Origin of the sequence: Roseinatronobacter thiooxidans, assembly GCF_001870675.1 — a bacterium.
GTDB lineage: Bacteria > Pseudomonadota > Alphaproteobacteria > Rhodobacterales > Rhodobacteraceae > Roseinatronobacter > Roseinatronobacter thiooxidans.
On record NZ_MEHT01000044.1, the window covers coordinates 137,731 to 163,012 of the forward strand.

Genomic DNA, 25,282 nt, shown 5'->3' on the forward strand with positions numbered 1-25,282 from the left:
TTCATCCCGCCAGATCGGTGGTATCTTGTTCCTCCAGCCTGTCGCGCAAAAGTGCCAGAAACTGTGCGCCATAAACAGGGTTGGCAAGGGCAACATCGACAATCGCTGTCAGATAGCCGAATTTATCCCCGCAATCATACCGCGTTGCCGCGTTCAGGATGGCGGCAACCTTGCCATCTTTAGCCAGTTGGTCAATGGCATCTGCCAGCTGAATCTCGCCACCGGCACCGGGTGCAAGCCTGCGCAAAATGGCAAAAATCTCTGGCGTGAACACATAGCGCCCAAAGGACGCCATACGCGACGGGGCATCTTGCAAGGCAGGCTTCTCGACCAGCCCATCGACGCGGATCATCCCGTCCTTACCGGTGATACCGGGTTTCAATATGCCATATTTCGAGACATCTTCCTGCGGCACCTCTGACACCGAAAGGATCGTCTGCGGCTGGCGGGCAAACGCTTCGACCAGCGCTTGCGTGGGCAGATAGCTGCCTTGCATCAGATCATCTGCCAGCAACACCACGAAGGGGTTGTTCCCCACAGCCGGCGCGGCGCAAAGCACTGCATGACCCAGCCCCAGCGGCTCTGGCTGGCGCATGAAAATACACGCCACCCCTTCAGGCACGATATTGCGCACCATGTCGCGCAATTCGGTTTTGCCTTTGGCGACAAGCTGGCTTTCAAGTTCAAGATTGGCATCGAAATGGTCCCCGACCGCGCGTTTATTGCGTCCGGTAATGAAAATCAGTTCGGTGATTCCTGCCTGAACCGCCTCTTCCACGGCATATTGCACAATCGGTTTGTCAATAATTGGCAAAAGCTCTTTTGGCATGGCCTTGGTTGCTGGTAAAAACCGTGTGCCAAAACCAGCAACAGGGAATACGGCTTTCGTAATCAATGACATTGTCTCTCTTCCAATAATTGCGTGCAAGCCCCCCCGCCTGTGAGTTGGTACTCGGTCAGTGCTGTTTAATCAAGTCTGGCTGCCTGTTGGGGCCTATCACACAGTATGCGCCTTGCATAAATGTGCGCGGCGGCACCTTCACCACATTCGAAATGTTACAGCGGAACCTGTCTGCCCGCTTTGCAATCGGGCAACACATTCTGGGCGAAAGTGGTCCGTCTTCGACACAAGGGTTTACAAAACCGGCAAGATTGCGCCCGGAGCAACGCGCGGTGCAACTGTATTTTCTGAGTGAATTTTCACATATCTGCCCATTTCATGCCACAATCTTCCGCAATAAAACTCCAAAGTTTCAACACTTTCGGAGGCTGATGAGCCATGAACGCACACCAAAAGAACCCAACGCTGCGGAAGATGCTGACCTCGGAAGAGGGGGCATTATCTGTTGAATTCGCGCTATGGATGCCCGTCATCTTCATGATTTTGATGTTTGTGGCAGACACCTCTGCTGCGTTATTTGCGCAGGCAAACATGTGGCATATCGCTGGCGATATTTCACGCGCGATAGCGACCGGTCGGATGAGCGTGGCAGAAGCGCAGCATTTCTTGTTGGAACACACGCGTTACAGCATCGACGTTTCACTGGCGGGTGACATGGTGCTTGTGCAGCTATCACAGCCATTCGCCGACATCGGCACAGGTGTCACACTGTCATTTGTCGGTGACATTCAAGTGCAGGTTTTCCAGCATCTTGAACAAGGGATCAATCAATTCGGACAGGGTGGTAACATATCATGAGGATGACCAGAATGTTTTTGCACTGGATGGTTCATTCCGTCTGGAAAGATGAACGCGGCGTCGGTTCGGTCGCCGGGCTTTTTATCTTCTTCCTCATGTTATTGGTAGGCGGCCTTGCAATTGATTATACCAATGGCGTTCGGACACGCGCAAAGTTGCAGGTGGTCGCAGATTCCGCAGTCCTTGCCGGTGCGAAACAGCTTTCAGAAGGCCCCGCCGCCGTGCGTGCCGCCGCACTGGAGCATGTCCAGCTTTATGGCCCCAATCTGCTTATGGAAGATGATATTCATGTCGGCCTTTGGGACGACGGCACATTCACCAACACCAACGCAGATGGCGCAAATGCAGTTGTGATCAATACACGGCGATCCGATCGCAATTCCAACCCCCTGCCAACACATTTGCTGTTCCTTGTCGGGATCGACAAGTTTGAGCTGGATGCACCCGCTATTGCCGCGCGCCTCAGAACGCAAGCTGGGTGCAGCGGTGGCGGTTATTTTGCGCGCGGCGCAGTGATTGCCAACAGCTCAAATACCTACCGCGACGGCTTTTGTCTGCATGGCGAGCGGTCAGTGACCTTGCATAACGTCAATCGCTTCGAGAAAGGAACAGTGGTCAGTTCGTCCAATCTCATGAATATTGTCGGGCACCGAAACAATGATGGGCTTGATACGGCACTGCACACGGCATCCCATGCGTTTTCCCGCACCGGAGAATTGGGGGATCTGTTCCGCAGGGTCGAGGATGCAGGCATCAACAGCGATGCGCTGCCACCCTATATCACCTCTGGCCCGAGTTACCTGAGACAGATCAATCCCTCAGACACAGTTCAGCCCGGAATGCTTTATTTCGTCGATGGCGATGTGACCTTACGCGCAGATCGATATGTCAGCAATGTGGCCATTTTCGCCACGGGCAACATCAGGGTCCAATCCAATGTCGAGTTGCGCGATGTCATTCTTGCCGCGCGCGGGTCGATCACTGTTGCATCGAATGTACGGATTGGCGGTAGCGAGGCCGACTATTGTCTGCGCGACATTTATTCGTCGTATCTTTTGGCATTCGGTGACATTTCTTTTGGCTCTAACAACGCCCTGCGCGGTATTTTTATGGCCTCTCAGGGGAATATCAGCCTTAATTCAAATAACGATGCGACAGAAGGCGTCTATGCCGAAGCATTGGGGGACATAACCTATAACAGCGCATCCGACAAACAGGGCTGCGCCAAAGGTTACGACAGCGAACTGAACTACGCTGACTGGTCCATCACACTGGTGCAATAGCGCCATTCCCCATTGTGCAACGCATGCGCGCAAAGACCGGATTGAACAGCACTGCAGCTTAGCAAACGGCGCGCCTGACACGATCCGCGTCTGCGTTTTTCCAGACTGGCGCGCGCCAGTCTGGATTTTCGGTGTAGTGTCACTGCATTTTATGTCTACTTTCAAAGGGCAGGACTGTGGCGACCCGAATGTTTTACGCCTATAGCAGAATAACGTGGACGACTGCACAAGCTTGCCTTGCTGCCTAATCGCCACGCCACGCTGTGTTATGGTTTCAAAAAGGACGCCCGACCCCCGATGTCACATCAAAGCCGCTACGACGAAATGGCCGCCCAACAGCCCCCTTTTTCAAAACATCTTGGCTTGCGCATCGTGCAGGCTGATCCAGACTGCCTGCGTGCCGAACTCTCCGTGACCGAGGCATTGGGCAATCGCAATGGCATGCTTCATGGCGGCGCGATCATGGGGCTGGCGGATAATCTGGGCGGGACGGCCACGTTCCTGAACCTGAAAGACGGTGAAGGCACCACGACCATTGAAAGCAAGACCAATTTCTTTCGGGGAATCGCGATTGGCGATGTGCTGAGCACGGAAACCACCCCGCTGCATCGCGGTCGCAAAACGCAAATCTGGCAGACCAGAATATTCCGCGGCGATGGCAAGCTTGCGGCGATTGTCACCCAGACGCAAATGATCCTGACATCTGCAAACTGACAGCCTTGGCGCGCTTATTGCCCCCGCCGCACAGCTGTGATGCCTGCTGGGGCTTCCCAAAGTCGCCTCAGCCCGCAACACCGCGCCCGATGAGGGGCTGGGGCCGCAGAAGCGTCAGACTGCGCCAAAGCCATTCCCACGGACCATAGACAAAATGCCGGAACCACAGATGCGCGAAACACGCCAGCAGCAGCGTGATTGCGACAGCGATTGCCATTACCCCAAGCGTGCCGGTCTGCCCCATCAACTGGAAACCCCAGCCGTAAAAAACCAATTGGCCAAGCAGAGAGGCACCAAGATACCCTGTCAGGCTCATGCGGCCCAGCGGTGCCACGAAGGCATGCAGCCTGCCTTGGCGCTTGCCATGCAAGGCCGCTGTCAGCAGCATGAGATAGCTTAGCGCCATCAGGGGTGTTTCCAGATACAGCAAAAACCACACCCCATGGGGATGCTCGATCAGGCGCAGCGCAGCCCCCGCCGCCAGCCCAAGGGCAAGGCACAGCACACCTGCGCGCACCAAGGGCGCGCGCAAGGCCCCAAGCCGCGCCAGCAGGGCACTGCCCCCCACAGCCAGCCCCAGCAGGAACAGCCCCGACAGCATGAACAGCCGCAAGACCAATGTCGCGTTCACAGTATCGGCCGCCCCGGTGACCATGTTCAGGTTCTGGCTGATCGTATCTGCGTAATGGGGCGAGGCGAAAGCTTGCAGGCTGTCGTCGCGCCCCTCTGGCACAGGGGCGGGCGGGTCAATGCCGCTGAGTGCAAGCGCGACAGGGCCAGCAAGGATCAGCGCACTGCCCAACCCGATGATAACCCGTTGCGGCAAGCGTGCGGCAAGCGGCAACACCAAGCCCAGCGCGGCATAGGTCATAAGAATGTCAGCCCAGAACAGAAAGATGGCGTTGAACACCCCGATCGCCCCCAGCACAAGAAACCTGCGGATGATCTGCACAGAAGATGCACCTTGCTTTGGACCGGCACGCGACAGGATCATGCTAAAGCTCAGCCCGAACATGAAGGAAAACGCAGCAAGCGCCTTGCCATCAAAGAAGACACCCAGAAAATCCCACGCCGCACGATCAACAGGCCCAAGCAGCGCATCGCGCGCATCTGGTGTCAGATAGGCCAGCCCCGATAAGGTCATCATATTCATGATGATGACAATCGTAAGGATAATCGCGCGCACGGCGTCAATACGGGTATTTCGCGCGTCTTGGCCGGTTTTCACAGCTGTCATCGATCCGCCCCTGTTGCAAGGAACCTGTCGTCTATGGCAGCGCAATGTGTTGGACGCTGCCTGCGTGATCACGCCAATAATCTATCAAAACGGCCCCAAAAGGCCAGTTTTGGCCCTGCCATGCCTGCCAAATGGGCCGTTTCTTGCCAAAATGCGGGTAAAGGCTGCGCACCCAGTGCCCCTATTCAGGTGCGGACGTCACATGACGGACCAGCGCATCAATCGCCGCATCCGTCCAGTCTTGATGGCCCAGCAGCATGGCCCAGGCGCGGGCGTAGCTGTCGAAACTGTAGCGATGCCCATAGCCCCGCGGCGGCTTGATTGCGGTCATCATATCGACCCCAAGCTGTAGGAAAGAGACAGCAGGCAACCAGCGCAGATCGGGCGAAACGTCTGGTGCGCGCGGCCCCGACATCCAGTCGGGGCGCCGCCATGCGGCGCGCGGATCGAAGAATGTCACCGCATCGCTGGGATATTGCAGATACAGAATCCGGAAACTGCCCCAGGGTGCAGCAGTGCTGGGCGTGCGCCCGTGCTGGTTCATGAAGCGCACCGCCCTGCCATCGCGGTAGGTGGGCAGCCATGCCGGTGTTCCGGGGTTGCGGTTGCGCGTGACTTCCGACCATGTCGGGCTGTTGAAAGGCGGACCAATCCACAGGGCACCATCATAAGGGTCGCCCACCACCTGATGCAGGTCATGGCTGAGTTCCGAATTCAGCGCCCCCAGACTAAGCCCCGTCAGATACAGCGCGGGCCGCGCGTCAGAGGGGAGAGAGCGCCAATGGTCATAGACCGTGGCAAAGACCGCGCGCGCTGTCTCGACCCCGTATTCGGGGTCGGTCAGCAGCGCAAGCCAGCTTGCCACATAGGAATATTGCACCGACACCGTCGCCACATCGCCCCGCAGGATGTATTCCAGCGCCTGTTGGCCAAAGGGGTTGACCGCACCCGTGCCTGTTGGCGTTGCAATCACCAATGTGCTGCGTGAAAACGCATTGATGCGCTTGAGTTCCGCAAGCGCCAATGCCGCGCGGGCCTCGGGGGTGGGGGCGGCATTCAGCCCGACATACACGCGCAACGGGTCCAGTGCCGGGCCACCCGTGGCGGCCTCGATCTCGGCGCGGTCGGGGCCAGCGGCAATCATCGCCCGACCTGTCCGGCCCAGCTCTTCCCAGTCGAGCAGGGAACCCGGCGCGCCTGTTTTGAACGGCTCTGCCGGGCGGGCGCTTGCCTCCTCGAACACGCCATCCAAACCTGCATAGACCCTGTCCACCGCAGTCAGGGCCGCGCGCACCAGCACACCATTGCCAATATTCCAGAACAACAGCGCGGTCAGCGTGAACGCCAGCAAAAAGGCTTGTGGCCCCGGCAATACACGACCCAGCGCCGCTGCCATTTTGACAACCACGAACCACGACAGCCGCGCAAACCACACCAGCGCCAGAAACACCGCCGCCGCCCCCGCAGCAATGGATAACGGGCGCACAGTGTCCACCGGCGGCATGTCCATAACGGCGCGCAAGCCGTTTTGCCACTCGGACGCCTGCCACAGCGCCACCATCGCCACAAGCAGACATAGAAACGCGGCCAGCCCATGCAGATAGGCTTGCACAGAAAGCGGCAGAGGCGGAAATTCCAGCCTATGCCACAGCGCGGACAGAACCAGCCCGATTGCATGACCAGCCGCAAGGCTGACACCACTGAGGACTGCTTGCCCCATAGTGTCGCGTGGCACCAGTCCGGGCGTCAATGACACCACGAAAAACAGCGTCGCCAAAACCAGCGCGGGCAGGCTGAATTTGGGAAGCCACGCAACGGGCGGCTGCAGTTTCGCCAAGCGCGCCATCATGCGCGCGCTGTTGATCTGAAAAACTGTAAGCTCAGGAAATCAAACCCTCTGTCACGACATGGTCCATCCTTGGGACCATACCTGTTTCGCGCATGCGCAACAAGTTTCGCCCCGATCACATCTTGCCAAGCCGGTGAACCGCAGGCTGCCTGCGTGGCAGATAAGCGACGGCCCCAACCCCGTAATCCTGACGAAAGACAGGGCAAGGGCCGCGCGATCAATACCGCAGGATGGCCGCCATCGCAGTACCTTCGGGCAGACGGTCTTGCGCAACCAGCCAGACAACGCCACCATTGACCAAGCTTAACTGCGCAGCCTTGTCGAGCAGGTCCAGCGTGCCCCCCTTGGCGTCACGCGTCACCCGAACTGCGTCGGTTTCAGGGTCAAGCGTGCCGCGCAAAACGGCGTCCGGCACAAGGAAAAGCTGATCAACCCTGCCCGCGCGCGCAGCGGGAATAATCTGTTCCGGCGCGGTGCTGGCTGTTGCCTCGCCACGGCCCAACTGGGCGTCAAGCTGTGCGACGGCGGCAACTACAGCCTTGTCATAGCGGGGCTGCATCACGGCACATGCCGCCGCAAGCAGCGCTGCGTCGTCCTGCGTGGCGGGGTTTACCTCGACAAAGCCCGCAACAAAGGGAGCCAGCGCAACATCATTGCGCACATGGCCGCCCATTGCGGCATCGGCCACCACAACAACAGGTTTAGGGTCGCGTGCCAGATGCGCGGCCAGCGCGGACCCTGCCCGCCGCGCGAATTCGACCAGCCGCCCTTTGCGCCACTCCTCGGGGCTGTCGCCATAAACCTGCGTCTTGGGCATGCTTTGCCCGCCAGTATTGGGCCGCCCGAAGCCGTGGGACTGCAATGCCCCCTCGTAATCGGGCGCTTCATCCAGCGACTCCAGACTGGCGGGCAGATCGGCAATCTGCATCTGTCTCAAACTGAAACGGGTGGCCTGCCAGACATGGGCTGCCTCGGCGGTCATGGTCAGGATCACGAACACCGCATCCTGTTCTTGCAAGGGCAGCAGCGGCGCGATGTGAAAGCCCGGGCCGGTGACGGCGCGTTCAGGCACGGGAATAGGCAGTTTATATATCTGCATCCCTGCATCAGACAGAAAGATCGCAAGCCCCAGATCCTGATTTTGCCAGAATTCATAATCCTCGACCAGCCGCGCCGCCGGTTCGAGCAGCGCCTTGATGTCACGGGCGGCGATGGCGTGTTCGGCAAGCCCTTCTTCAGCCTGTCCAAGCAGGTTTTTCAACATGATCGGGTTCTGTCTGGTCTCTCGGCCATGTGTCTGGGTCGGCAGATAAAGCGAGACTGCCATAGGCGGCGCGGCCTCTATCAGGGTGGTCAGGTCGGCTTTTGAAAACATATTTGGTCCTCGTCGTCTTGTCACAAAGGCGGTGCAGCACCGCGCGGCGCATGCTGAAAAGCTGCGCTTAAAGCGGGTCAAGATCGCGGATCGAATGGCCGCCCTTGCCGCTGGTCTGCCGCCCGAAACTGCTTTGCAGCTTGCTTTGCATTTTCTGCAATGCGCCCGCGGTGGCCTCTGGGATGGTGGGTCCATCATGGGTCACCGCCACCGGCTGCTGCCCCGAGGGGCGCACCTCGATCATGCAGCGCTGGTCGTCGCTGCCGCCTTTGCCTGCATTCTTGTCACTAAGATGCATTTCAACACGGGTAATCTGGCCCGCAAAGCGCGAAAGGCTGTCGCGGATCTCCGCTTCAAGCTGGGTGATCAATGCATCGTCGCCGTCGATATTGTCATCGGTATTTACCTGAATTTGCATGATGCCTTCTCTTTTCGTTGCTCTATTGACGGCTGTTGCGGGGCGACGCTTGAACGCGCCACCTGCGGTGCGACGGGCGCGCCTGCGCAGACCCGCTAAGGCGGCCTCATAGTGTCAACGTGCCGCGCGCGGGATCGGTTCCTGACCGTGTTGCAAACAGGCTGCTGGCCCTGGCTCGAAAAAGTGGCAGCGGCCCCCATCGCCCTGCTGCCCTGCCCGCCACTGCGGGCCTGTTATGGCAGAGCAACCACCTGCCACACATACTCTTGCCCACTCACTGCATGGCCGAGCAATAACGACAGGCGCGGCATGTGATCACCATGCCGCGCCCCCATGACGCAAAATCTTTTCACACATACCCCCGCGCAAGGGGTGTTGCGAGGTCACTCCCCCAGAGCGATGCCTTCGCGCCGCGGATCAGCGCCACCGCGCAACATATCCGAAAGCGAGATCGCATGCAGGCCCGATGTCAGCGCCGTCACATTGGTCTGAAACCCCAAATCCGAGAGCGGCGTGACCAGATCTTCGGCCCATGTATCGGCCTCTATCTGATAGGTGCCGAAACTGTTGACCAGATGCGGCATCATCACGGCTTCCTGCACATCCATTCCCCAATCCAGATGCGCAATAATCGCCTGCGCCGTGAACCCGATGATCGTGGCCCCACCGGGGCTGCCGATACTTAGCACGGGCGCGCCGTCACGCAGAACAATCGTGGGTGACATGGATGAGCGGGGCCGCTTGCCGGGTTCTACCCTGTTCGCAATGGGCCAGCCCTGCGCATGCGTGCGAAACGAGAAATCCGTCAATTCATTGTTCAGCAAGAACCCGCGCACGAATAGCCGTGAGCCAAAACCGCTCTCAATCGTGGTCGTCATCGACAAGACATTGCCATCAGCATCGACGATGGAGATATGCGACGTGGCCGGACGCTCTTCGCGCAGGTCATCCCCCAACAACAGCGCATGATCCCAAGCCGGCTCGCCTGCAGAGACTTCCGGCAAGGCATCATCGCCGCGCAGCAACTCGGCACGCGCTGCCAGATACTCCCGGTCAATCAAGCCTTCCACCGGAACTGGAACAAAGTCGCTATCTGCCAGATAACGGCCACGGTCGGCAAAGGCCAGCCGCGTTGCATCTCCCATCAGGCGCCGCGCCTCCAGGTCTTGCGGCCCCATGGCCCCCAGATCGAAAGCCTCCAGCATGCCAAGGATCTGCGCAATCGCCACCGCGCCCGATGAGGGCGGACCCATGCCGCAAACCCTGTTGCTGCGATAGTCATAGCACACTGCGGGCCGCTCGATCACCTCGTACCGGGCCAGATCGGTCATCGACAACAGGCGGGGATGCGCCTCGGTTCGGGTGGCGGCGACAATATCCGCCGCAATCTCGCCAGTGTAGAACGCCGATGCGCCGCGCGCCGCGATCTGGCCCAGCGTGTCGGCATATTCGGGGTTGGTCAGGATGTCCCCTGCCGCTACCGGCGCGCCATTTGGCAAGAAATACTCTGCGGTTGCCGAAAAGCTGGCCAAACTTTCCGAAGCCAGCGCCACCGACTCCGCAAGTCGTGTTGACACGGCAAAACCGCCTTCAGCATGCGCGATGGCGTCGCTGAACAGGCCCGCCCAGTTTGACCGCCCCCACCGGCGATGCGCGTCTTCCAAAAGCCGTGGCGTGCCCGGTGTCCCGACCGAACGTCCGCTGACAACCGCTGTCATAAAGGTCAGCGGCTCTCCGTCATCATCCAGAAAATATCGCGGATCAGCGGCCAAAGGTGCGGTTTCGCGCGCATCAAGTGTTGTCACTTCGCCAGTTTCGGCATCATACCACACAAGGAATGCCCCACCGCCAAGCCCCGAGGATTGCGGTTCGACCAGCCCCAGAACGGCCTGAACGGCAACCATCGCATCGGCGGCGTTTCCGCCCTCGCGCAGCACCCGCGCGCCTGCCTCGACGGCCAGCGGGTTGGCTGCGGCCACCATCCAGTTTTCAGCCTCGACCGCGCGGCCCGCGCGCTTTGCATCCAGCGCGCGCTGAGCAGCATCCGAGATTTCGGGGAAATCCTGCGTCAGCTGGGTTTCGGGTTCCGGCACAATGACATCAGATGTCTGCTGCCCCATTGCCGGAAACGCTGCCACAAGGGCGCATAAAGCCACTGAACCGAAGCGCGACATTTGAAATCCTCCTCTGTTTCCAGTACGGCGCGAATTCCGCAATGTCTGGCGGTCGAACTCTCTACGCCGCACCCTTCCGGAGCCCAGCATCCCTCTATTTCGCCCGCCGATCAAGGTTTTTATGCCCCGCTCTGCCTGCAAGCCGCACCCAGTGCGGGCACATTGTCGGCTCATACCAAGACCCAGCATACCCTTATCGCGGCTTGACTGACCGCAGCGCGCAGACATGCCAAGCTGGCACATGTCAGCCATGCAGACCACGGAAATTCAAAGAAAATATGGTGGGTGATGAGAGACTCGAACTCCCGACATCTTCGGTGTAAACGAAGCGCTCTACCAACTGAGCTAATCACCCGCGACGCATCGGATAACCAGTTTTGAAATGCAGTTCAATACGAGAATGCGCCTTTCGCATAATCTTGTGAAATTAACCGCTGCTTAACGCATGACTGTCATACTGTGGTTATGCATCGTGCCTCTGTCATCTTCTTGGTCTTGCTTGCTGCGTGCGACTCGCCCTCGCCGGGCATGCACGGCCAGACCCATTTTGAAACACAAATCGAACAGACGCGCTTTACTGTCTGGCAGCGCGGCAGCAAGGTTGAAATCATCCGCCATGGCTTCATTCGCCCCACTGACCAGCCGCGCATGAAAGCCCTGATGGTGCAGGCCGCACAGGCAACAACCGGATGCATGCTGCGCCCCGAAACCATCGAAGGGGATACAGGTGTGCTGCGCGCACAGCTTCAGTGTGACCAAGTGCCGCAGCCCGCGCCAGATTTGCGGCAGATCAAGGCAGGCCCCGCCCCTTCGTGATTTTCTTCGTCATGTCACATATTGCGAGGACAAAATGACCCGACTTTTCCTTCTTATCTTTTCTATTACAGGTGTTACCTGCGCAGGCATCGGTGTGGTGATCGCATTGTCAAGCGGTCAGGACACGTTGCAGCCGATCCTTGCATGGGCAGCAGGCGGTGCGCTTGTCGGCGTTGCGGCAAGCTGGGTAATCGCACGCAAGCTGATGGACGCATGACGCCTGCACTGTCAATGCAACATCACTCAAACCACATGCGCGCTGTCGCCTCGAAGGGGCGCGGCGCCTCTGCATGCAGCCAATGGCCCGCATCAGGCAGTTTTGCGAATTTTGCATTCGGGAACAAGGCCTTAATCGCAGGCCTATGCTCTGCCAGAACATAATCCGACAGTGCACCGCTTAGAAACAGCGCGGGCCCGCCAAATTGCGCAGCAACCTCTGGCCAGCCTGTAATGCGGTCCATCTCGCGCTCCAGCACGTCAAGGTTCAGCCGCCACCGCGCAGGATCAGCGCGCAAATCCAGCGATTGCAACAAAAAGGCACGCACCGAGGCTGTCTCGACTTCGCGCGCCAGCTCCGCATCGGCTGCCGCGCGGCTGTCTATCTCGGACACGTTCATGCCGCGCATGGCCTGTATCAAATGGGACTGGCTATGCGCATAGGCCACCGGCGCAATATCGGCCACCAGCAGCCGGTTCACCATATCCGGCTGAAGCAGCGCCAGCATCATCGCGGCCTTGCCCCCCATGGAGTGGCCCAGCACATCCAGCCGCCCCCCCTCCTGCGCCACCACCCCGGCCAGATCTGCCGCCAGGTCTTCATACCCATGCGCATCTGCCCAAGGGCTGTCGCCATGGTTGCGCATATCCACACAGATCACTTCGCGGCTGTCAGACAGGCGCTTTGCAATCGCCCCCCAATTGCGGGCAGAGCCGAACAGCCCATGCACGATCAAAAGCGCCGGCAACTCCGTGGGCGTTCCGTGACGCACTTGGTTCAACAACATGCCCCTGCCCTTTTATGTCATGGCCCTCGGCCCCCATGGGGTTCATTTTCTTGCGAAAAATACTCTCGGGGGGTGAAACCAGCCCCGTTTCGGGGCTGGTGAGGGGGGCAGACAGCCCCCCTTTCTTCGCCGCAAATAGCGCAGCCTTACAGGTCAGGATAGATCGGGAAACGGCCGCATAATTCAGCCACCTCGGCCTTTACGCGATCCTCGACTTCTGAATTGCCCTCGTCCCCATTTGCCGCCAGCCCGTCAACAACCGCAACAATCCAATCGGCGATCTGGCGGAACTCTGCCTCGCCAAAGCCGCGCGTTGTCCCCGCAGGGGTGCCAAGACGGATGCCGCTGGTCACCATCGGGCTTTCCGTGTCGAAGGGAATGCCGTTTTTGTTGCAGGTGATATGCGCACGGCCCAGCGCCTTTTCTGTCGCGTTCCCCTTCACGCCCTTGGGGCGCAGATCAACCAGCAGCAGGTGTGTATCGGTGCCGCCTGTCACAGTTGCCAGACCGCCTTTTTCCAGTTGGTCCGCCAGCGCTTTGGCATTGGCGATGACCTGCTTCTGATAGTCCCGGAACCCGGGGCGCAGCGCCTCGCCAAAGGCCACGGCCTTGGCGGCGATCACATGCATCAGCGGGCCGCCCTGAATACCGGGGAAAATGGCAGAGTTGAATTTCTTTGCCAATGCCGCGTCATCGGTCAGGATCATGCCCCCGCGCGGGCCGCGCAGGGTTTTATGCGTCGTCGTTGTCGCTACATGCGCATGCGGAAACGGGGACGGGTACAGGCCAGCGGCCACCAACCCTGCAAAATGCGCCATATCGACCAGCAGATAGGCACCAACCGAATCCGCAATCTCGCGCATGCGGGCAAAATCGATGACGCGCGGAATGGCAGACCCGCCTGCAATCAGCATCTTGGGCTGATGTTCTTTTGCAAGCGCTGCAATCTGGTCATAGTCGATTTCCAGATCGGATTCGCGCACACCATATTGAACGGCATTAAACCATTTGCCCGACTGGTTGGGCTTGGCCCCATGCGTCAGGTGGCCGCCTGCATCCAGCGACATGCCCAGAATGGTGTCGCCGGGTGTCAGAAGCGCTGTGAACACCCCCTGATTGGCCTGAGAGCCGGAATTGGGCTGCACATTTGCAAAACCGCAATTGAACAGGTCACAGGCGCGGCTGATGGCCAGATTCTCGGCCACATCGACATATTGGCACCCGCCATAATAGCGCCGCCCCGGATAGCCTTCGGCGTATTTATTCGTCAGGACAGAGCCTTGCACCTCCATCACAGCCTTCGAGACGATGTTCTCTGATGCGATCAATTCGATTTCATCGCGCTGGCGGCCAAGTTCCTGGCGCATTGCCGCGAAAAGTTCTGGGTCGCGGCTTTCCACTGGTTCAGTGAAAAAGCCAGTGTCGCGTGTGGTCTGGTCCATGGGGCAACCTCCGGGGTCTGGAAAAATGACTTGCCGCTCAATTAGCGCATCTCGCGCAGCACGCAAAGGCTTGTTTGCGTCTTTTGGCCTTCCAAAGCGGTGCTGTGGCACAGTCATGTCCCCGATGCGCACCAGATGCCGCCTATCGGAACGCGCTTGCCAAGCCCGCGCATGCAGGCCAGAAAGGGCGAACCACCGCAGGAGGTATCATGCCGCCGAAGCTTGCTTTCATGGCCAGCGCTGCACCTGACGCGCAAGAAGCGCTTGCCGCGCTGACATGGCGTCACATGGCCGTCACGGCTGAAGAGGCCGATGTCATTATCGCCCTTGGCGGTGACGGGTTCATGCTGCAAACCCTGCATGCCACCCAACACCTTGATACACCTGTATACGGCATGAATCGCGGCACAGTTGGCTTTTTGATGAACACCTATCAGGTCGATGGGCTGGTGGCGCGGCTGGATCAGGCCGAAATGGCGGTGCTGAACCCGCTGCGTATGACTGCCACGCGCAGCGACGGCTCTGTGTCCGAGGCATTGGCGATCAACGAGGTTTCGCTGCTGCGTCAGGGCGCGCAGGCGGCGAAGCTGCGCATCATTGTAGACGGCAAGCAGCGGCTGGATGAGTTGGTTTGTGACGGCGCAATGCTCAGCACGCCTGCCGGATCGACCGCCTATAACTATTCCGCCCATGGCCCGATCCTGCCCATCGGGTCAGATGTCTTGGCGCTGACCCCTGTTGCGGCCTTTCGCCCCAGACGCTGGCGCGGGGCATTGCTGCCAAAAGCATCACATGTGCGCTTCGAGGTGCTGGACCCCGAACGCCGCCCCGTTATGGCCGATGCCGACAGCCGGTCTGTGCGCAATGTGGTTCGGGTGGATATTACATCGGCCCGAGATATCGCGCATAAACTGCTATTCGACCCCGGCCATGGGCTGGAAGAACGGTTGATCCGCGAACAATTCGTCTGACCGGCCTGCCCTAGCCTGCCTTGCGCGCTTCACGGCGTTTGTGCATCCAGTACAGCACAGGCGCTGCCAGATGATTATACCCGAAATCTGCCAACTGGTGCAGCACCGGCAATTCAAGCGCCCGCGCAAGCCTGCGCATGCGCGGCAATTCATGCCACAGTGCCAGAAACGCAGGAAAACCGGAAATGATCTGCCCGTCCTTACGCGCGTGAAACCGCCGCGTGGCCTGTTCCGCATCCAGCCCCCAATGCGACAGCGTTGCCTCATGCAAATCGATGAAGGCGACAGGCGCGTCCGCCCGCTCGGCCTGTTTGCGGTAGTGTGCGATCTCTGCCGAACAGATCGGGCAGCGGCCATTATACAGAATTTCAAGAGTTTGTGTCATAACCCCGTATCTAGCGCCGCGACAGGGCAGCTCAAGACGCGCCTTTGGGAGATGGCGTGCGGTGCTGGGTATAATCGGTCCAATCTTCGATATCGGGGTAGAATTGCCGCCGCCAGTCGCGCACTTTGGGGTTCATGTAGCGCCGGAACAGCGGCGGGAACATTGCCAGCGTGGTCAGTGCAGGGTAGCCGAAGGGCAGTTGCGGGGCCGCCGTAGCGTCATAGGTCTGCAACAGCGGAAAGCGGCGTTCGGGTTTGTAATGGTGGTCGGAATGGCGCTGAAGGTTGATCATCAGCCAGTTTGATGCCTTGTGCGACGCATTCCAGCTGTGGTGGGGGCGCACGGGTTCATATTTGCCATCCCCAAGATGCCGGCGCGTCAGCCCGTAATGTTCAATGTAATTTGTCAGTTCCAACTGCCAGAATGCAACAAAGCCCTGCCAGACAAACAGCGCCAGCCCCCAGCCGCCGCCAATGGCAAAGGCCAGTGCCAACATGCCCAGTTGCAACGCGCCATAGCGCCAGAACGGATTGCTGCGGTGCCACCATGGCAGGCCCTTGCGTGCCAGCATCGCCGCTTCCGCGCGAAAGGCCGATGGCGGGCAATCACGCAGCACACGGCCAAAATAGGCAATGAACCCCTCGTTATAGCGCGCGGTCACAGGGTCGCGCGGGGTGCCGACATAGCGATGATGCACCTGCAAATGTTCGGAGCGGAAATGGCTATACAGCACACTGGCAAGGATCAGGTCTGCCAGCCAGCGTTCAGCCGTGGTTTTCTGGTGCATCAACTCATGCGCATAGACAATGCCGATCACGCCTGACATGACACCCACGCCGAACATGATGCCCAGATCTTCCCACCATTGAAGCTGCGCATGCGATGTCAGCCACCAGATGGCCGCTAAGATCGTCAGCATCTGGATGGGAAACCAGATCAGCGTGATCAACCTGTACCAGAACAGGTCTTTCAGCGGTGTTTCTGTATCGGGGTTGTCGTCGCTTAGCCCCGTGACGAAATCGATCAGCGTGAATGCCCACCATCCATAGGCCACAGGCAGCATGAACCACCAGCCGCCCCAGAGGATGGAAAGATAGATCAGCGGCAGAAACCCCAGCGACACCCAGAACGGCAAAGCCGAGGCCAGTTTACGAAATTGCTTTGGTGACACGCGAAGCCACTCCGATAAAAAAACCTTACCGGATATATAACGCAGTTTTGCCGCAATGACAGCAGCTTACCCCTGCGACAGAATTACGCTTTATGCTGCGCCAGAAGCTGATCCATCAGCGAGGGTTGTACCACCTCGATCCAGTAGCCATCTGGGTCCAGAATGAAGGCAATCTCTTTCATTCCGCCCTCGCCCAGCCGTTTCTGGAATTGCACGCCCATATCTTCAAACCGCGCACAAGCGGCCTGAATATCCGGCACGGCAATGCAGATATGCCCGAATCCTTTGGGCGCTGAATTGCCCGAATGCATCTCTGCCGCGTCGCTCTCGGTGCCCCAGTTATGGGTCAGTTCCAACAGCCCCATACGGCTGAATGTGTGGCCCAGCGAGCCGTCAGCGCAATCGGTATGGCCGCGCGGTTGCAGGAAATACAGCGAGAAGCGCGCTTCCTCGAAATCCAGCTTGGTGACCAACCGAAAGCCCAGCACCTGCTGGTAAAACTGCAACGCGCGTGCGGGGTCTTTGATCCGCAGCATCGTATGGGTCAGGACAAAATTGTCGGTCGCGCTCAGATCATCGCTCATGATACCTCCGATATGTTGAGATGTGCCGCCGCCAGAGCGTGCGCCTTGCGCATCACAGTTGGCAGCGCGGCAGGGCGGAATTCATGCGCCGCAATGAACATGCCATCCGCAGACATGGGCAACTCTGCCACGCGCAAGCTTAGCCGCAAGTGGAAATGGGTGAAAGTATGGCGCACCTCTTCTGGTACAGCGCGCCATTGGGCCGTAACAGGCGGGGTATCCGTGGGGGCCATCTCGGCCCACTCACTGCCCGGCCAGCCCAGCATGCCGCCCAGCAGCCCATGCAGGGGGCGCCGCTCCATCAGCCAAGCACCATCTGCCCGCCGGCCCAAATAGGCAATGCCCATGCGCACAGGTTTTGCGGGTTTGCGGGTCTTGCGCGGCAGGCTTGGCGCGGTGCCCGCTAGGCGCGCGGCACACTTGGCCATGACGGGGCAAATACCGCAGGCAGGGTTGCGCGGGGTGCAGATTGTGGCCCCCAGATCCATCACCGCCTGCGCATGATCGCCCGGTCTGTGCGGGGGCGTCAGACTGGCGGCATAGCCCGTCAGAATGGGTTTGGCCTGCGGCAGGGGCGTATGTTCGTCAAACAGCCGCGCCATGACGCGCTCGACATTGCCATCCAACACGGTCTCTTGCTGGTCAAAGGCGATGGCGGCAATCGCGGCCGAGGTATATGGCCCGATCCCCGGCAGCGTTTGCAGCGCTTCGCGCGTGCGCGGAAAGCCCCCCATGCGCGAAACCTCGCGGGCGCATTTCAGAAGGTTGCGCGCGCGGGCGTAGTAGCCAAGACCGGCCCATTCGGCCATCACCTCATCATCCTGTGCGGCGGCCAGATCCTGCACAGTCGGCCAGCGCGCCGTGAATCGGTGAAAATACGCCTGCACCGCGGCAACCGTTGTCTGCTGCAACATCACCTCGGACAGCCAGATGCGGTAAGGGTCTGGCGTCTGGTTACTGCCGGGGGGGACGCGCCACGGCAAGACGCGCGCATGGCGATCATACCACGCCATCAACGCATCAGATATCCGAGTGTCGCATTCGTCACGCATGTGTTATGCCCTGCTTCGGTGAAATCCGCGCCACCCCACTGGAATTGCCCGCGCCAAAGGGTAAACTACACATCAACCACTGCAAGGGCTGGCTTGAAGATATGGCAAAGAAATCTGCCCCGACCACGCCCCCCTCGCGCCGCGCGCGCGGGTTCGAGACGGCATCGAAACTGGTGGGCAAGCAAATCCGTGATGTGGGCGAGGCGCGCGGCTTTGCCGTATCGCGCCTGCTGACCCATTGGGCCGAGATTGCGGGCGCAGACATTGCCGCAACCTGCCGCCCCATCAAGATCAGCTATGGCAAAGGGGGCCTGGGGGCCAACCTGACACTGCTGACCACTGGCGCGGCGGGGCCAATGTTGCAGATGCAACTGCCCGCTTTGCGCGAGAAAGTGAATGCCTGTTACGGCTATAACGCAATCGCGCGCATCACCCTGACCCAGACCGCGCCCACAGGTTTTGCCGAAGGGCAGGCCGAATTCACACATGCAAAACCCAAAGGCCCGCGCGCCATAGCCCCTGAAATCTGGCAGAATGCCACTGAAACTGCGGCAGGCGTGCGCGATGACAGCCTGCGCACAGCCCTTGAAAGACTGGCTTGCAATGTCTTATCGAAGGCGCAGAACACAAAAGGAAAATCTTTATGAATAAGACACTCGTGTCCGCCCTTGCCATTGTGGCCGCCCTGGGCGCAGGGGGATGGTGGTACAGCACCCAGACCAATACGTCCGACGTGGTTGCCGCCAGTGCAGTAATGGAAGAACATGAAATCCACCCGCTGGATATGCCTTTGGGCAATCAGGAAGCCTCGGTTGTGATGGTGGAATATTCTTCGCTGACATGCCCGCATTGCGCCACCTTTAACCAAGGCCCGTTTCAGCAGATCAAGGAAAATTTCATCGATACAGGCGATATCCTGTATCTGAAACGCGAAGTCTATTTCGACCGCTATGGCCTATGGGCCGCGATGGTTGCGCGCTGCGGCGGTGAAGAGCGCTACCATGGCTTGCTGGAGTTGATCTATCAGACCCAAAGCACATGGGCCGGTTCAAACGATCCTGTGCAGGTCGCCAACAACCTGCGCCGTCTTGGCCGTCAGGCGGGAATGGATGACACGCAGCTGAATGCCTGCCTTGAAGATGCCGACAAGGCGTTAGAGCTGACAGAGTTTTATCAGGCGAATGCGGAAACCTATGGCATCCGCTCGACGCCAAGTTTCATCATCAATGGCCAACCCTACGGCAATATGCCCTATGCCGAGTTCGAGCGTATTCTGAACGAAAAACTGGGGAACTAAACGCCATGTCAGGGCCGCTGGCAGGCATCCGCGTCATTGAACTGGCGCGCATTCTGGCAGGGCCCTGGGCCGGTCAGACATTGGCAGACCTTGGGGCAGAGGTCATCAAGGTCGAAGCCCCCGAGGGCGATGACACCCGCCGCTGGGGGCCGCCCTTCATCGATCGGGATGGGGTGCAAGAGGCGGCGTATTTCCACGCCACCAATCGCGGCAAGGCATCTGTCACGGCCGATTTCCGCACGGCTGAGGGGCGACAGAAAACCCTTGATCTGGTGGCCAAGGCCGATGTGTTGATCGAGAATTTCAAGGTTGGTGGGCTGGCGCAATATGGCCTTGATTATACCAGCCTGTCTGCCCTGAACCCAGGGCTGATCTATTGCTCGATCACCGGCTTTGGCCAGACCGGCCCTTATGCGCACAGGGCGGGCTATGATTACATCATTCAGGGCATGTCGGGGCTGATGTCTGTCACTGGCCCTGCGGATGGCATGCCGCATAAGGTGGGGGTTGCGGTCACCGATATTGTGACAGGCATCTATGCCAGCACAGCAATTCTGGCCGCGCTGCATGAACGTACCCGCACAGGGCTGGGCCAGCATATTGATCTGGCGCTAATGGACAGTGCCGTTGCGATTATGGCCAATCAGGCCATGAACCAACTGGCCACCGGCACCCCGCCCACGCGGCTGGGCAATTTCCACCCCAACCTTGCCCCCTATCAGGTGGTGCCCTGCACTGACGGGCATATCATCATCGCCACAGGAAATGACGCCCAATACCAGCGCCTATGCGCTATCTTGGGGCTGGATGCGCAGGCCCATCACCCCGATTACGCCACCAATGCCGCGCGCGTCGCCCGCCGCGAGGCGCTGTCTGCGCTGATCTGCGACAAAACGCAAAACTGGCCGAAAGACGCCCTTCTGTCTGCCTGCGAAGCGCAAGGCGTCCCGGCGGGGCCGATCAATGACATGGCCGAAGTCTTTGCCGACCCGCAGGTTATCGCGCGCGGGCTGGAATTGGACATGCAAGGGCTAAAGGGCGTGCGCGCCCCTTTCATCTTGTCCCGCCACCCCGATATGGTGCACACACCCGCACCGCGCCTTGGGCAAGACGACTGAGGCGATAGATGCAAAACAAAACGGCCCCTGCTTTCGCAAGGGCCGTTCTAACTTTACACCAACGTCACAAGTGGCCTGCACCCGTGCGTCAGAGCATTCAGAATTTGAAGCCGACGCCTACACCAGCGCCCAGTGTGCGTGTGTTTATGTCGGTCTGACCAACATTGTTGATCGCTGTATAATTCACAGAACCACGCAGCATGATCGAATCTGTCAGCATATGGTCAATCCCAATCGCCGCTGTCCCGCCGATCGAATTCTCGGACCCTGCGGTGCCGCTGGTGCGCAGCATGGAAGGGCCTACGCCAACATAGGCCAGTGTGCGTGCGTCAGCCGATACGGGCAGACCTGCGGTAAACAGCAAAGCGCCGCCACCCTTGATTTCGTCACCGCTTGGCAATGTGGGGCTGCCGAAAGCGACAGGGGCCAGCAAAGCCTCTGCGCCCAGAACTGCAAAACCCATGTCCTGACGGTACCCGGCAAACAGCCCGGCAGTCGCGCTGCTGGCATCGTCACCACCGCGGAAGTTCATGTTGCCATAGCCCAAGCCTGCACCTGCGTAACCGCCGGTCCAGTTGAAACGGGCGGGCGCTGGGGCGGGCGCGGGTGTCGAGACAACCGGCTCTTGCACACCTGGACCAGCTTTTGAATACTCGCCTGCCATCGCACCAGTGGAAACCAGTCCGGCCAAGGCGGCGCTCGCAAATATTGGGGTAATTCTCATTCGTTAGTTCCTTTTCCTATCAGAGCGCGCAGTTGATAGCTTGAACTTCAAGCACTCCGGACCAACCGGAGGCCTGTTTCCCAAACGCTCTCTTTGATAACCCCTAAGATAGAGAAAGGTTCCGTCGGATAAAATGACAAATCAGCGCCAGACCAGCGCCTAACGCTGATGTGATAGTACACATGTGTTTTCAGCGTAAAATATGGCAGAAACGGGCTGCTACATGCCTTCGCCGAAGCGGTCCGCCACAAGCTGTTGCAATGCCGCAGCAAGAGAATTGGCCTGCGCCCCCTCAACCTTGACACGAATCGTTGTTCCGCAGGACGCGGCCAGCATCAGTAACCCCATGATGGAATCGCCCGGCACGCTCATCCCGTCCTTCATGACTTCCGCGCGCGCATCATGTGCCTCGACCAATTCGACGAATTTGGCCGATGCCCGCGCATGCAGGCCTTTTTCGTTGATAATGTTTAGATCGAATTCTGTCATCTATCGTCTGAATCCTGTTCCCGCCTCTCAGCGCCCCACCTCGATCGAATTTATATATTTTCGACCCGCTTCCAACGCCGCAGAGGTTGCGGCCTGCAATTCCATTCCACGCGATTTTGCCAGTTTGATCAGCATGGGCAGGTTTGCCCCGTATATAATCCGCCGGTCAGGGCCAGTGCAGGCAGGCAGGGACAAGTTCGATGGCGACCCGCCGAACATGTCAGTCACCACAACCACACCTGCGCCCTTATCAACGAAATCCGCCGCCGCAGAGATTTCGGCCTGTTTCAATGCGCGATCATGGTCATATTCAATAGATATCGCTGCGATACCAGCCTGCTTGCCGATCACATGTTCTATAGCTGCGAGATACTCTCGCGCCAGACCCCCATGGGCTACGATCACGATTCCGATCACGAACAGACCTTATTCGTTTCCTGCAATCACGACCTGCGCCGCGATACGTTCAAGTTCCCTGTGTCGTTTAGACACCTGCCACCGCGCCTGCGCAAGCGTATTTGCCAGTTTTTCGACAGTTGCCACCGATCTGTGTTGCCCCCCCGTGCAACCAAAGCCGATTGTCAGCTGCGTTTTCCCCTCTTGCGCGTATTCCGGCAGCAAACTTTCAACCAATTCGTGAACACGGCGATAGAATCCATCAAAGCGCGGATCATTAAACACAAAGCTGGCCACGCGCGCGTCGCGCCCATCCAGCCCGCGCAAGGGCGGTTCCCAATGCGGATTATTCAGAAAGCGGCAATCAAACACCAGATCAACCCCCGCCGGAATGCCCCGTTTATACGAAAATGATTCGACCTGCACGCGCATCGACTGGCCCGCGCTGTCGCCGAACAACCTGTGCACCTGCGCCCGCAGATCATGCGGGGTCATGGCATCGGTTTCGATCAGGACATCTGCCCGCAGCCGAACCGGCTTGAACAAGCGCGCCTCAAGCTCGATCCCGTCGCGCACAGCTCCGTCTGGGCTAAGCGGGTGGCGGCGGCGCGTTTCTGAAAACCGTTGACTCAGCGTCTGGATCGAACAGTCCAGAAACACCAGATCAAAATTGACCCGCGCAAGCTCCGCAAGGTCCGCCACCAGCGCCAGCAGCGCATCTACAGAAAAATCGCGGTTGCGCGGGTCCAGCACAAGGGCCAAAGGGCGGTCCAGCGGCGCGGCCATCAGAGGGCGCACCAGCGAAATCGGCATATTGTCGATCCCCTCGAACCCTATATCTTCCAACGCTTTCAGGGCTGTGCTGCGCCCTGCCCCGGACGGACCAGTCAGCAAGACCAGCCGCGTGGCAGTTTGATCAGGGGGGCACGGGTTTTCCATCACGGCTGTTTTGCCTGTCTTTTATCGCAGATGACAGCATATATTGCTTCAGCCCCGCAGGAAAAGCCTTGCTCGCGCAGTTGCGAAGGCACGGCACGCGCAGCCCAAGCACCTGTGCAAATGCAGGGTCGGGCAAGCGCTGCGTCTCTGGCGTGTCAAGGTCCACCACAACCGCCAGCGGCGCGCAGTCCAGCGTTTGGGCCTGCAATATGCCCAAGCCCCGCATTTCGATCAATCCACGAATAGGGGGGGGCGCGCGCAGTATGATCTTGGCACCATCGCGCTGTAAAAGGGTCTGGTCATCCGCGATCAGGACCGCGCCGATGGCCATCAGCTCCAGTGCCAGTTCTGACTTGCCGGTACCGGACTGGCCAAGGATCAGCACCCCCGCGACCCCGCCCCCTGTTTCAAACGCGACAGCAGAGCCATGAACCCGATCTGCCGATATAACCCGCGTCACAATGGCAGACCCACCACAAACCGCGCCCCCAGTGACGGGCTGTCTGGCGGGGCGTCCGCCGCGCGGATATTCTCTGCCCAGATCACGCCCTGATGCGCCTCTATGATTTGTTTTGATATCGCCAAGCCAAGACCCGAGTGGTTGCCGAATTGTTGTGGCGGGCGCTCGGAATAGAACCTTTGGAACACTTTTTTCAGGGCGTTTTCAGGAATACCCGGCCCCGTATCTTCAACCACGATCAAGATGCGGTCATTGCGTTGGCGCGCCCAGACGCGAACTGCATCGCCATCCCCGCAAAACGAAATCGCATTGGTGATAAGATTGACAATAACCTGCGCCAACCGCCCTTCCAGCCCAGTGACCCGCACAGGCGCGTCTGGCAGGATCTTGATAAACTCGACCCCTTTTTCGCGGGCCTCATGTGACAGATGCTCGCACAGGTTATCGAGCAGTTTGATCACATCGAATTCTTCCTGTTCTTCCTTGACCAGTTCGGAATCCAGCCGCGAGGCATTGGATGTGTCAGACACCAGACGATCCAGCCTGCGGACATCATGTTCAATCACATCCAGCAGGCGGATGATCTGGTCCTCGCGTTTCGCCATCCGCAGGCTGCCCACCGCAGACCGCAGCGAGGCCAGCGGGTTCTTGATCTCATGCGAGACATCGGCCGCGAATCTTTCATTCGCCTCGACCCGGTCATAAAGGGCATTCACAATGCCGCGCATCGCGCGCGACAGATCGCCAATCTCATCCGGCCTGCCCGACAGATCAGGAATGCGCACGCGCGCACCGGGCGCATTTTTGCGCGCATCGCGCCGCTTGCCCAGTTCCGCCGCCATCGCCAGATCGGCAAGCGGGTTGGCAATTGTCGATGCAAGAACAAGGCTTAGGCCGATCGACACCAAAACCGCGATCAAAAAGAACTGCAAAACCTGTTCGCGCTCGATCCGCATCATATGCGCAGTGTCATCAGAACTACGTCGCAAAAACACCGCGCCGCGAACATCGGAGCCACGCATCACAGGTGCACTGGCCGCGATCCACATGCCATCGCCGCCATCCCGATAGGTGAAACTTGCCCGCTCGCCAGTCTGGTTCTTCTCAAACATTTTCTGGGCAATCTGGGCAAAGGCGTCTTCGGCAGGCAGATCAGAATTTGTCCGTGTCAGAAACGACATGGCCGACCAAATTCCGCCCAAAAGGTCACTTATCGGGGTGGCGCGTTCAGAATATCGGGTGGTTCCGGAATTTTCCGTGCCGCGCATCTGGCCAACAATCTGGCCTTCGGCATTCACGATGATCAGTTCAAAGCGCTGGTCATAAGACAGTTTGCCCGCCAAAGCGTCGCGCGTATCTTCCAGATCATCACTGACCGAGACAATATCGGCCACGATCTGGACGGTGCTGCCCAGCATTTGCGCCTGCTGTTCCAGCAGGGAATCGCGAAACGGGTTGGTGAACAGTATCCCAAGGATCAGCACCACCAAGGCAACCAGATTGAACAAGGCAATCTTGCGCGCAAGCGGCGAGCTGGAAATGCTTAGAAATCCGCGGCGGGCACGCGACGCGCGCACCTCGGTTTCAACCGCATCCCCTGGCCCGACCCAGTCATCTCCGATAAGGATGTCAGCTCTCGCTGCCGTAGCCTCGGTCTGCACCAGCTCACCCGCTTGCTTATATGG

Annotated in this window: 27 protein-coding genes and 1 tRNA gene; 9 read left to right on the forward strand and 19 right to left on the reverse strand. The window is 59.1% G+C overall.

Features of this window, described 5'->3' with window-relative positions; genetic code table 11:
• Position 1 precedes the first annotated feature (1 nt).
• Complete coding sequence (galU, locus tag BG455_RS12980) at positions 2-901, reverse strand: UTP--glucose-1-phosphate uridylyltransferase GalU (protein ID WP_071470410.1); 900 nt, start codon at positions 899-901, stop codon at positions 2-4.
• 378 nt (positions 902-1,279) lie between these two features.
• On the opposite strand from galU, the gene BG455_RS12985 reads away from it, so the two are divergent.
• The 3 genes from BG455_RS12985 (at position 1,280) to BG455_RS12995 (ending at position 3,696) form a co-directional block, all read left to right on the forward strand.
• A complete protein-coding gene (locus BG455_RS12985) occupies positions 1,280-1,699 on the forward strand; it encodes a TadE/TadG family type IV pilus assembly protein (RefSeq protein ID WP_071470411.1) in 420 nt (139 codons plus the stop codon).
• An 11-nt stretch (positions 1,700-1,710) separates the two neighbouring features.
• Complete coding sequence (locus BG455_RS12990; protein ID WP_170124699.1) at positions 1,711-2,982, forward strand: TadE/TadG family type IV pilus assembly protein; 1,272 nt, start codon at positions 1,711-1,713, stop codon at positions 2,980-2,982.
• 324 nt (positions 2,983-3,306) lie between these two features.
• Positions 3,307-3,696: a PaaI family thioesterase gene (locus BG455_RS12995; protein WP_084386426.1), complete on the forward strand. Its 390-nt coding sequence runs from the start codon at positions 3,307-3,309 to the stop codon at positions 3,694-3,696.
• Between the two features lie 67 nt (positions 3,697-3,763).
• On the opposite strand, the gene BG455_RS13000 is transcribed toward BG455_RS12995, so the two are convergent.
• The 6 genes from BG455_RS13000 to BG455_RS13025 all read right to left on the reverse strand — a co-directional run bounded on the left by BG455_RS13000 (position 3,764) and on the right by BG455_RS13025 (position 11,104).
• Positions 3,764-4,933 carry a DUF418 domain-containing protein gene (locus tag BG455_RS13000; protein WP_071470414.1) on the reverse strand — a complete coding sequence of 390 codons (1,170 nt, stop codon included), beginning with the start codon at positions 4,931-4,933 and terminating at the stop codon, positions 3,764-3,766.
• Positions 4,934-5,114: 181 nt separating this feature from the next.
• A complete protein-coding gene (locus BG455_RS13005; RefSeq protein WP_211307038.1) occupies positions 5,115-6,770 on the reverse strand; it encodes an alpha/beta hydrolase in 1,656 nt (551 codons plus the stop codon).
• A gap of 229 nt (positions 6,771-6,999) precedes the next feature.
• Entirely contained in the window at positions 7,000-8,157 is a 1,158-nt protein-coding gene (locus BG455_RS13010; protein WP_071470415.1) for a baeRF3 domain-containing protein, read from the reverse strand.
• A 67-nt stretch (positions 8,158-8,224) separates the two neighbouring features.
• Positions 8,225-8,575: an HPF/RaiA family ribosome-associated protein gene (locus tag BG455_RS13015; protein ID WP_071470416.1), complete on the reverse strand. Its 351-nt coding sequence runs from the start codon at positions 8,573-8,575 to the stop codon at positions 8,225-8,227.
• Positions 8,576-8,958: 383 nt separating this feature from the next.
• Positions 8,959-10,749 (reverse strand): gamma-glutamyltransferase, encoded by a 1,791-nt coding sequence (gene ggt / locus BG455_RS13020; RefSeq protein ID WP_071470417.1) that lies wholly within the window; start codon positions 10,747-10,749, stop codon positions 8,959-8,961.
• A 279-nt stretch (positions 10,750-11,028) separates the two neighbouring features.
• A tRNA-Val gene (locus BG455_RS13025) sits at positions 11,029-11,104 on the reverse strand.
• Between the two features lie 173 nt (positions 11,105-11,277).
• Between BG455_RS13025 and BG455_RS13030 the strand changes: the two genes are divergently transcribed.
• Together BG455_RS13030 and BG455_RS13035 are read left to right on the forward strand one after the other, a co-directional pair.
• Positions 11,278-11,565 carry a hypothetical protein gene (locus BG455_RS13030; RefSeq protein WP_143079934.1) on the forward strand — a complete coding sequence of 96 codons (288 nt, stop codon included), beginning with the start codon at positions 11,278-11,280 and terminating at the stop codon, positions 11,563-11,565.
• A 34-nt stretch (positions 11,566-11,599) separates the two neighbouring features.
• Positions 11,600-11,782, forward strand: coding sequence for a CTP synthetase (locus BG455_RS13035; protein WP_071470419.1), 183 nt, complete (start codon positions 11,600-11,602; stop codon positions 11,780-11,782).
• 22 nt (positions 11,783-11,804) lie between these two features.
• Here BG455_RS13035 and BG455_RS13040 read toward each other — a convergent pair whose 3' ends face one another.
• Together BG455_RS13040 and glyA are read right to left on the reverse strand one after the other, a co-directional pair.
• Positions 11,805-12,566, reverse strand: coding sequence for an alpha/beta fold hydrolase (locus tag BG455_RS13040; RefSeq protein WP_425438764.1), 762 nt, complete (start codon positions 12,564-12,566; stop codon positions 11,805-11,807).
• 149 nt (positions 12,567-12,715) lie between these two features.
• Complete coding sequence (gene glyA, locus BG455_RS13045; protein ID WP_071470421.1) at positions 12,716-14,011, reverse strand: serine hydroxymethyltransferase; 1,296 nt, start codon at positions 14,009-14,011, stop codon at positions 12,716-12,718.
• Between the two features lie 209 nt (positions 14,012-14,220).
• On the opposite strand from glyA, the gene BG455_RS13050 reads away from it, so the two are divergent.
• Positions 14,221-14,982 (forward strand): NAD kinase, encoded by a 762-nt coding sequence (locus BG455_RS13050; RefSeq protein WP_071470422.1) that lies wholly within the window; start codon positions 14,221-14,223, stop codon positions 14,980-14,982.
• A gap of 10 nt (positions 14,983-14,992) precedes the next feature.
• Here the strand turns inward: BG455_RS13050 and BG455_RS13055 are convergent, their stop codons facing one another.
• From BG455_RS13055 to BG455_RS13070, 4 genes are all read right to left on the reverse strand, one after another.
• Positions 14,993-15,367: a thiol-disulfide oxidoreductase DCC family protein gene (locus tag BG455_RS13055; RefSeq protein WP_071470423.1), complete on the reverse strand. Its 375-nt coding sequence runs from the start codon at positions 15,365-15,367 to the stop codon at positions 14,993-14,995.
• A gap of 31 nt (positions 15,368-15,398) precedes the next feature.
• Positions 15,399-16,538, reverse strand: a complete 1,140-nt coding sequence (locus BG455_RS13060) for an alkane 1-monooxygenase (protein ID WP_071470424.1) — start codon at positions 16,536-16,538, stop codon at positions 15,399-15,401.
• A gap of 83 nt (positions 16,539-16,621) precedes the next feature.
• Positions 16,622-17,122, reverse strand: a complete 501-nt coding sequence (gene gloA, locus BG455_RS13065; RefSeq protein ID WP_071470425.1) for a lactoylglutathione lyase — start codon at positions 17,120-17,122, stop codon at positions 16,622-16,624.
• The gene (locus tag BG455_RS13070; RefSeq protein ID WP_071470426.1) at positions 17,119-18,174 is read right to left on the reverse strand and encodes an A/G-specific adenine glycosylase; all 1,056 of its coding nucleotides are present in this window, start codon (positions 18,172-18,174) and stop codon (positions 17,119-17,121) included. Before BG455_RS13070 ends, gloA begins: the two co-directional genes overlap by 4 nt.
• A 101-nt stretch (positions 18,175-18,275) precedes the next feature.
• On the opposite strand from BG455_RS13070, the gene BG455_RS13075 reads away from it, so the two are divergent.
• From BG455_RS13075 to BG455_RS13085, 3 genes are read left to right on the forward strand one after another with little or no spacing between them, the layout of a single operon-like run.
• Positions 18,276-18,821, forward strand: a complete 546-nt coding sequence (locus BG455_RS13075) for a DUF721 domain-containing protein (protein WP_071470605.1) — start codon at positions 18,276-18,278, stop codon at positions 18,819-18,821.
• Complete coding sequence (locus BG455_RS13080; RefSeq protein WP_071470427.1) at positions 18,818-19,471, forward strand: DsbA family protein; 654 nt, start codon at positions 18,818-18,820, stop codon at positions 19,469-19,471. The genes BG455_RS13075 and BG455_RS13080 overlap by 4 nt, the downstream gene beginning before the upstream one ends.
• 5 nt (positions 19,472-19,476) lie before the next feature.
• On the forward strand, positions 19,477-20,589 hold the full coding sequence (locus BG455_RS13085; RefSeq protein ID WP_071470428.1) for a CaiB/BaiF CoA transferase family protein: 1,113 nt from the start codon (positions 19,477-19,479) through the stop codon (positions 20,587-20,589).
• Positions 20,590-20,686: 97 nt separating this feature from the next.
• On the opposite strand, the gene BG455_RS13090 is transcribed toward BG455_RS13085, so the two are convergent.
• From BG455_RS13090 to BG455_RS13115, 6 genes are all read right to left on the reverse strand, one after another.
• Positions 20,687-21,313 (reverse strand): outer membrane protein, encoded by a 627-nt coding sequence (locus BG455_RS13090; RefSeq protein WP_084386396.1) that lies wholly within the window; start codon positions 21,311-21,313, stop codon positions 20,687-20,689.
• Positions 21,314-21,532: 219 nt separating this feature from the next.
• Complete coding sequence (locus BG455_RS13095; protein ID WP_071470430.1) at positions 21,533-21,802, reverse strand: HPr family phosphocarrier protein; 270 nt, start codon at positions 21,800-21,802, stop codon at positions 21,533-21,535.
• 27 nt (positions 21,803-21,829) lie between these two features.
• Complete coding sequence (locus BG455_RS13100) at positions 21,830-22,219, reverse strand: PTS sugar transporter subunit IIA (protein WP_071470431.1); 390 nt, start codon at positions 22,217-22,219, stop codon at positions 21,830-21,832.
• Between the two features lie 9 nt (positions 22,220-22,228).
• A complete protein-coding gene (gene rapZ, locus BG455_RS13105) occupies positions 22,229-23,137 on the reverse strand; it encodes an RNase adapter RapZ (protein ID WP_071470432.1) in 909 nt (302 codons plus the stop codon).
• Positions 23,115-23,597, reverse strand: a complete 483-nt coding sequence (locus BG455_RS13110; protein ID WP_245735549.1) for an HPr kinase/phosphorylase — start codon at positions 23,595-23,597, stop codon at positions 23,115-23,117. The genes rapZ and BG455_RS13110 overlap by 23 nt, the downstream gene beginning before the upstream one ends.
• Positions 23,594-25,258 carry a sensor histidine kinase gene (locus BG455_RS13115; RefSeq protein WP_071470433.1) on the reverse strand — a complete coding sequence of 555 codons (1,665 nt, stop codon included), beginning with the start codon at positions 25,256-25,258 and terminating at the stop codon, positions 23,594-23,596. The genes BG455_RS13110 and BG455_RS13115 overlap by 4 nt, the downstream gene beginning before the upstream one ends.
• Positions 25,259-25,282 lie beyond the last annotated feature (24 nt).

Excerpts from the sequence above, each read along its gene's own strand:
- galU (WP_071470410.1), bottom strand. The coding sequence starts at position 901 with ATGTCATTGATTACGAAAGCCGTATTCCCTGTTGCTGGTTTTGGCACA.
- BG455_RS12985 (WP_071470411.1), top strand. The coding sequence starts at position 1,280 with ATGAACGCACACCAAAAGAACCCAACGCTGCGGAAGATGCTGACCTCG.
- BG455_RS12990 (WP_170124699.1), top strand. The coding sequence starts at position 1,711 with ATGTTTTTGCACTGGATGGTTCATTCCGTCTGGAAAGATGAACGCGGC.
- BG455_RS12995 (WP_084386426.1), top strand. The coding sequence starts at position 3,307 with ATGGCCGCCCAACAGCCCCCTTTTTCAAAACATCTTGGCTTGCGCATC.
- BG455_RS13000 (WP_071470414.1), bottom strand. The coding sequence starts at position 4,933 with ATGACAGCTGTGAAAACCGGCCAAGACGCGCGAAATACCCGTATTGAC.
- BG455_RS13010 (WP_071470415.1), bottom strand. The coding sequence starts at position 8,157 with ATGTTTTCAAAAGCCGACCTGACCACCCTGATAGAGGCCGCGCCGCCT.
- BG455_RS13015 (WP_071470416.1), bottom strand. The coding sequence starts at position 8,575 with ATGCAAATTCAGGTAAATACCGATGACAATATCGACGGCGACGATGCA.
- ggt (WP_071470417.1), bottom strand. The coding sequence starts at position 10,749 with ATGTCGCGCTTCGGTTCAGTGGCTTTATGCGCCCTTGTGGCAGCGTTT.
- BG455_RS13030 (WP_143079934.1), top strand. The coding sequence starts at position 11,278 with ATGCACGGCCAGACCCATTTTGAAACACAAATCGAACAGACGCGCTTT.
- BG455_RS13035 (WP_071470419.1), top strand. The coding sequence starts at position 11,600 with ATGACCCGACTTTTCCTTCTTATCTTTTCTATTACAGGTGTTACCTGC.
- glyA (WP_071470421.1), bottom strand. The coding sequence starts at position 14,011 with ATGGACCAGACCACACGCGACACTGGCTTTTTCACTGAACCAGTGGAA.
- BG455_RS13050 (WP_071470422.1), top strand. The coding sequence starts at position 14,221 with ATGCCGCCGAAGCTTGCTTTCATGGCCAGCGCTGCACCTGACGCGCAA.
- BG455_RS13055 (WP_071470423.1), bottom strand. The coding sequence starts at position 15,367 with ATGACACAAACTCTTGAAATTCTGTATAATGGCCGCTGCCCGATCTGT.
- gloA (WP_071470425.1), bottom strand. The coding sequence starts at position 17,122 with ATGAGCGATGATCTGAGCGCGACCGACAATTTTGTCCTGACCCATACG.
- BG455_RS13070 (WP_071470426.1), bottom strand. The coding sequence starts at position 18,174 with ATGCGTGACGAATGCGACACTCGGATATCTGATGCGTTGATGGCGTGG.
- BG455_RS13075 (WP_071470605.1), top strand. The coding sequence starts at position 18,276 with ATGGCAAAGAAATCTGCCCCGACCACGCCCCCCTCGCGCCGCGCGCGC.
- BG455_RS13080 (WP_071470427.1), top strand. The coding sequence starts at position 18,818 with ATGAATAAGACACTCGTGTCCGCCCTTGCCATTGTGGCCGCCCTGGGC.
- BG455_RS13085 (WP_071470428.1), top strand. The coding sequence starts at position 19,477 with ATGTCAGGGCCGCTGGCAGGCATCCGCGTCATTGAACTGGCGCGCATT.
- BG455_RS13090 (WP_084386396.1), bottom strand. The coding sequence starts at position 21,313 with ATGAGAATTACCCCAATATTTGCGAGCGCCGCCTTGGCCGGACTGGTT.
- BG455_RS13095 (WP_071470430.1), bottom strand. The coding sequence starts at position 21,802 with ATGACAGAATTCGATCTAAACATTATCAACGAAAAAGGCCTGCATGCG.
- rapZ (WP_071470432.1), bottom strand. The coding sequence starts at position 23,137 with ATGGAAAACCCGTGCCCCCCTGATCAAACTGCCACGCGGCTGGTCTTG.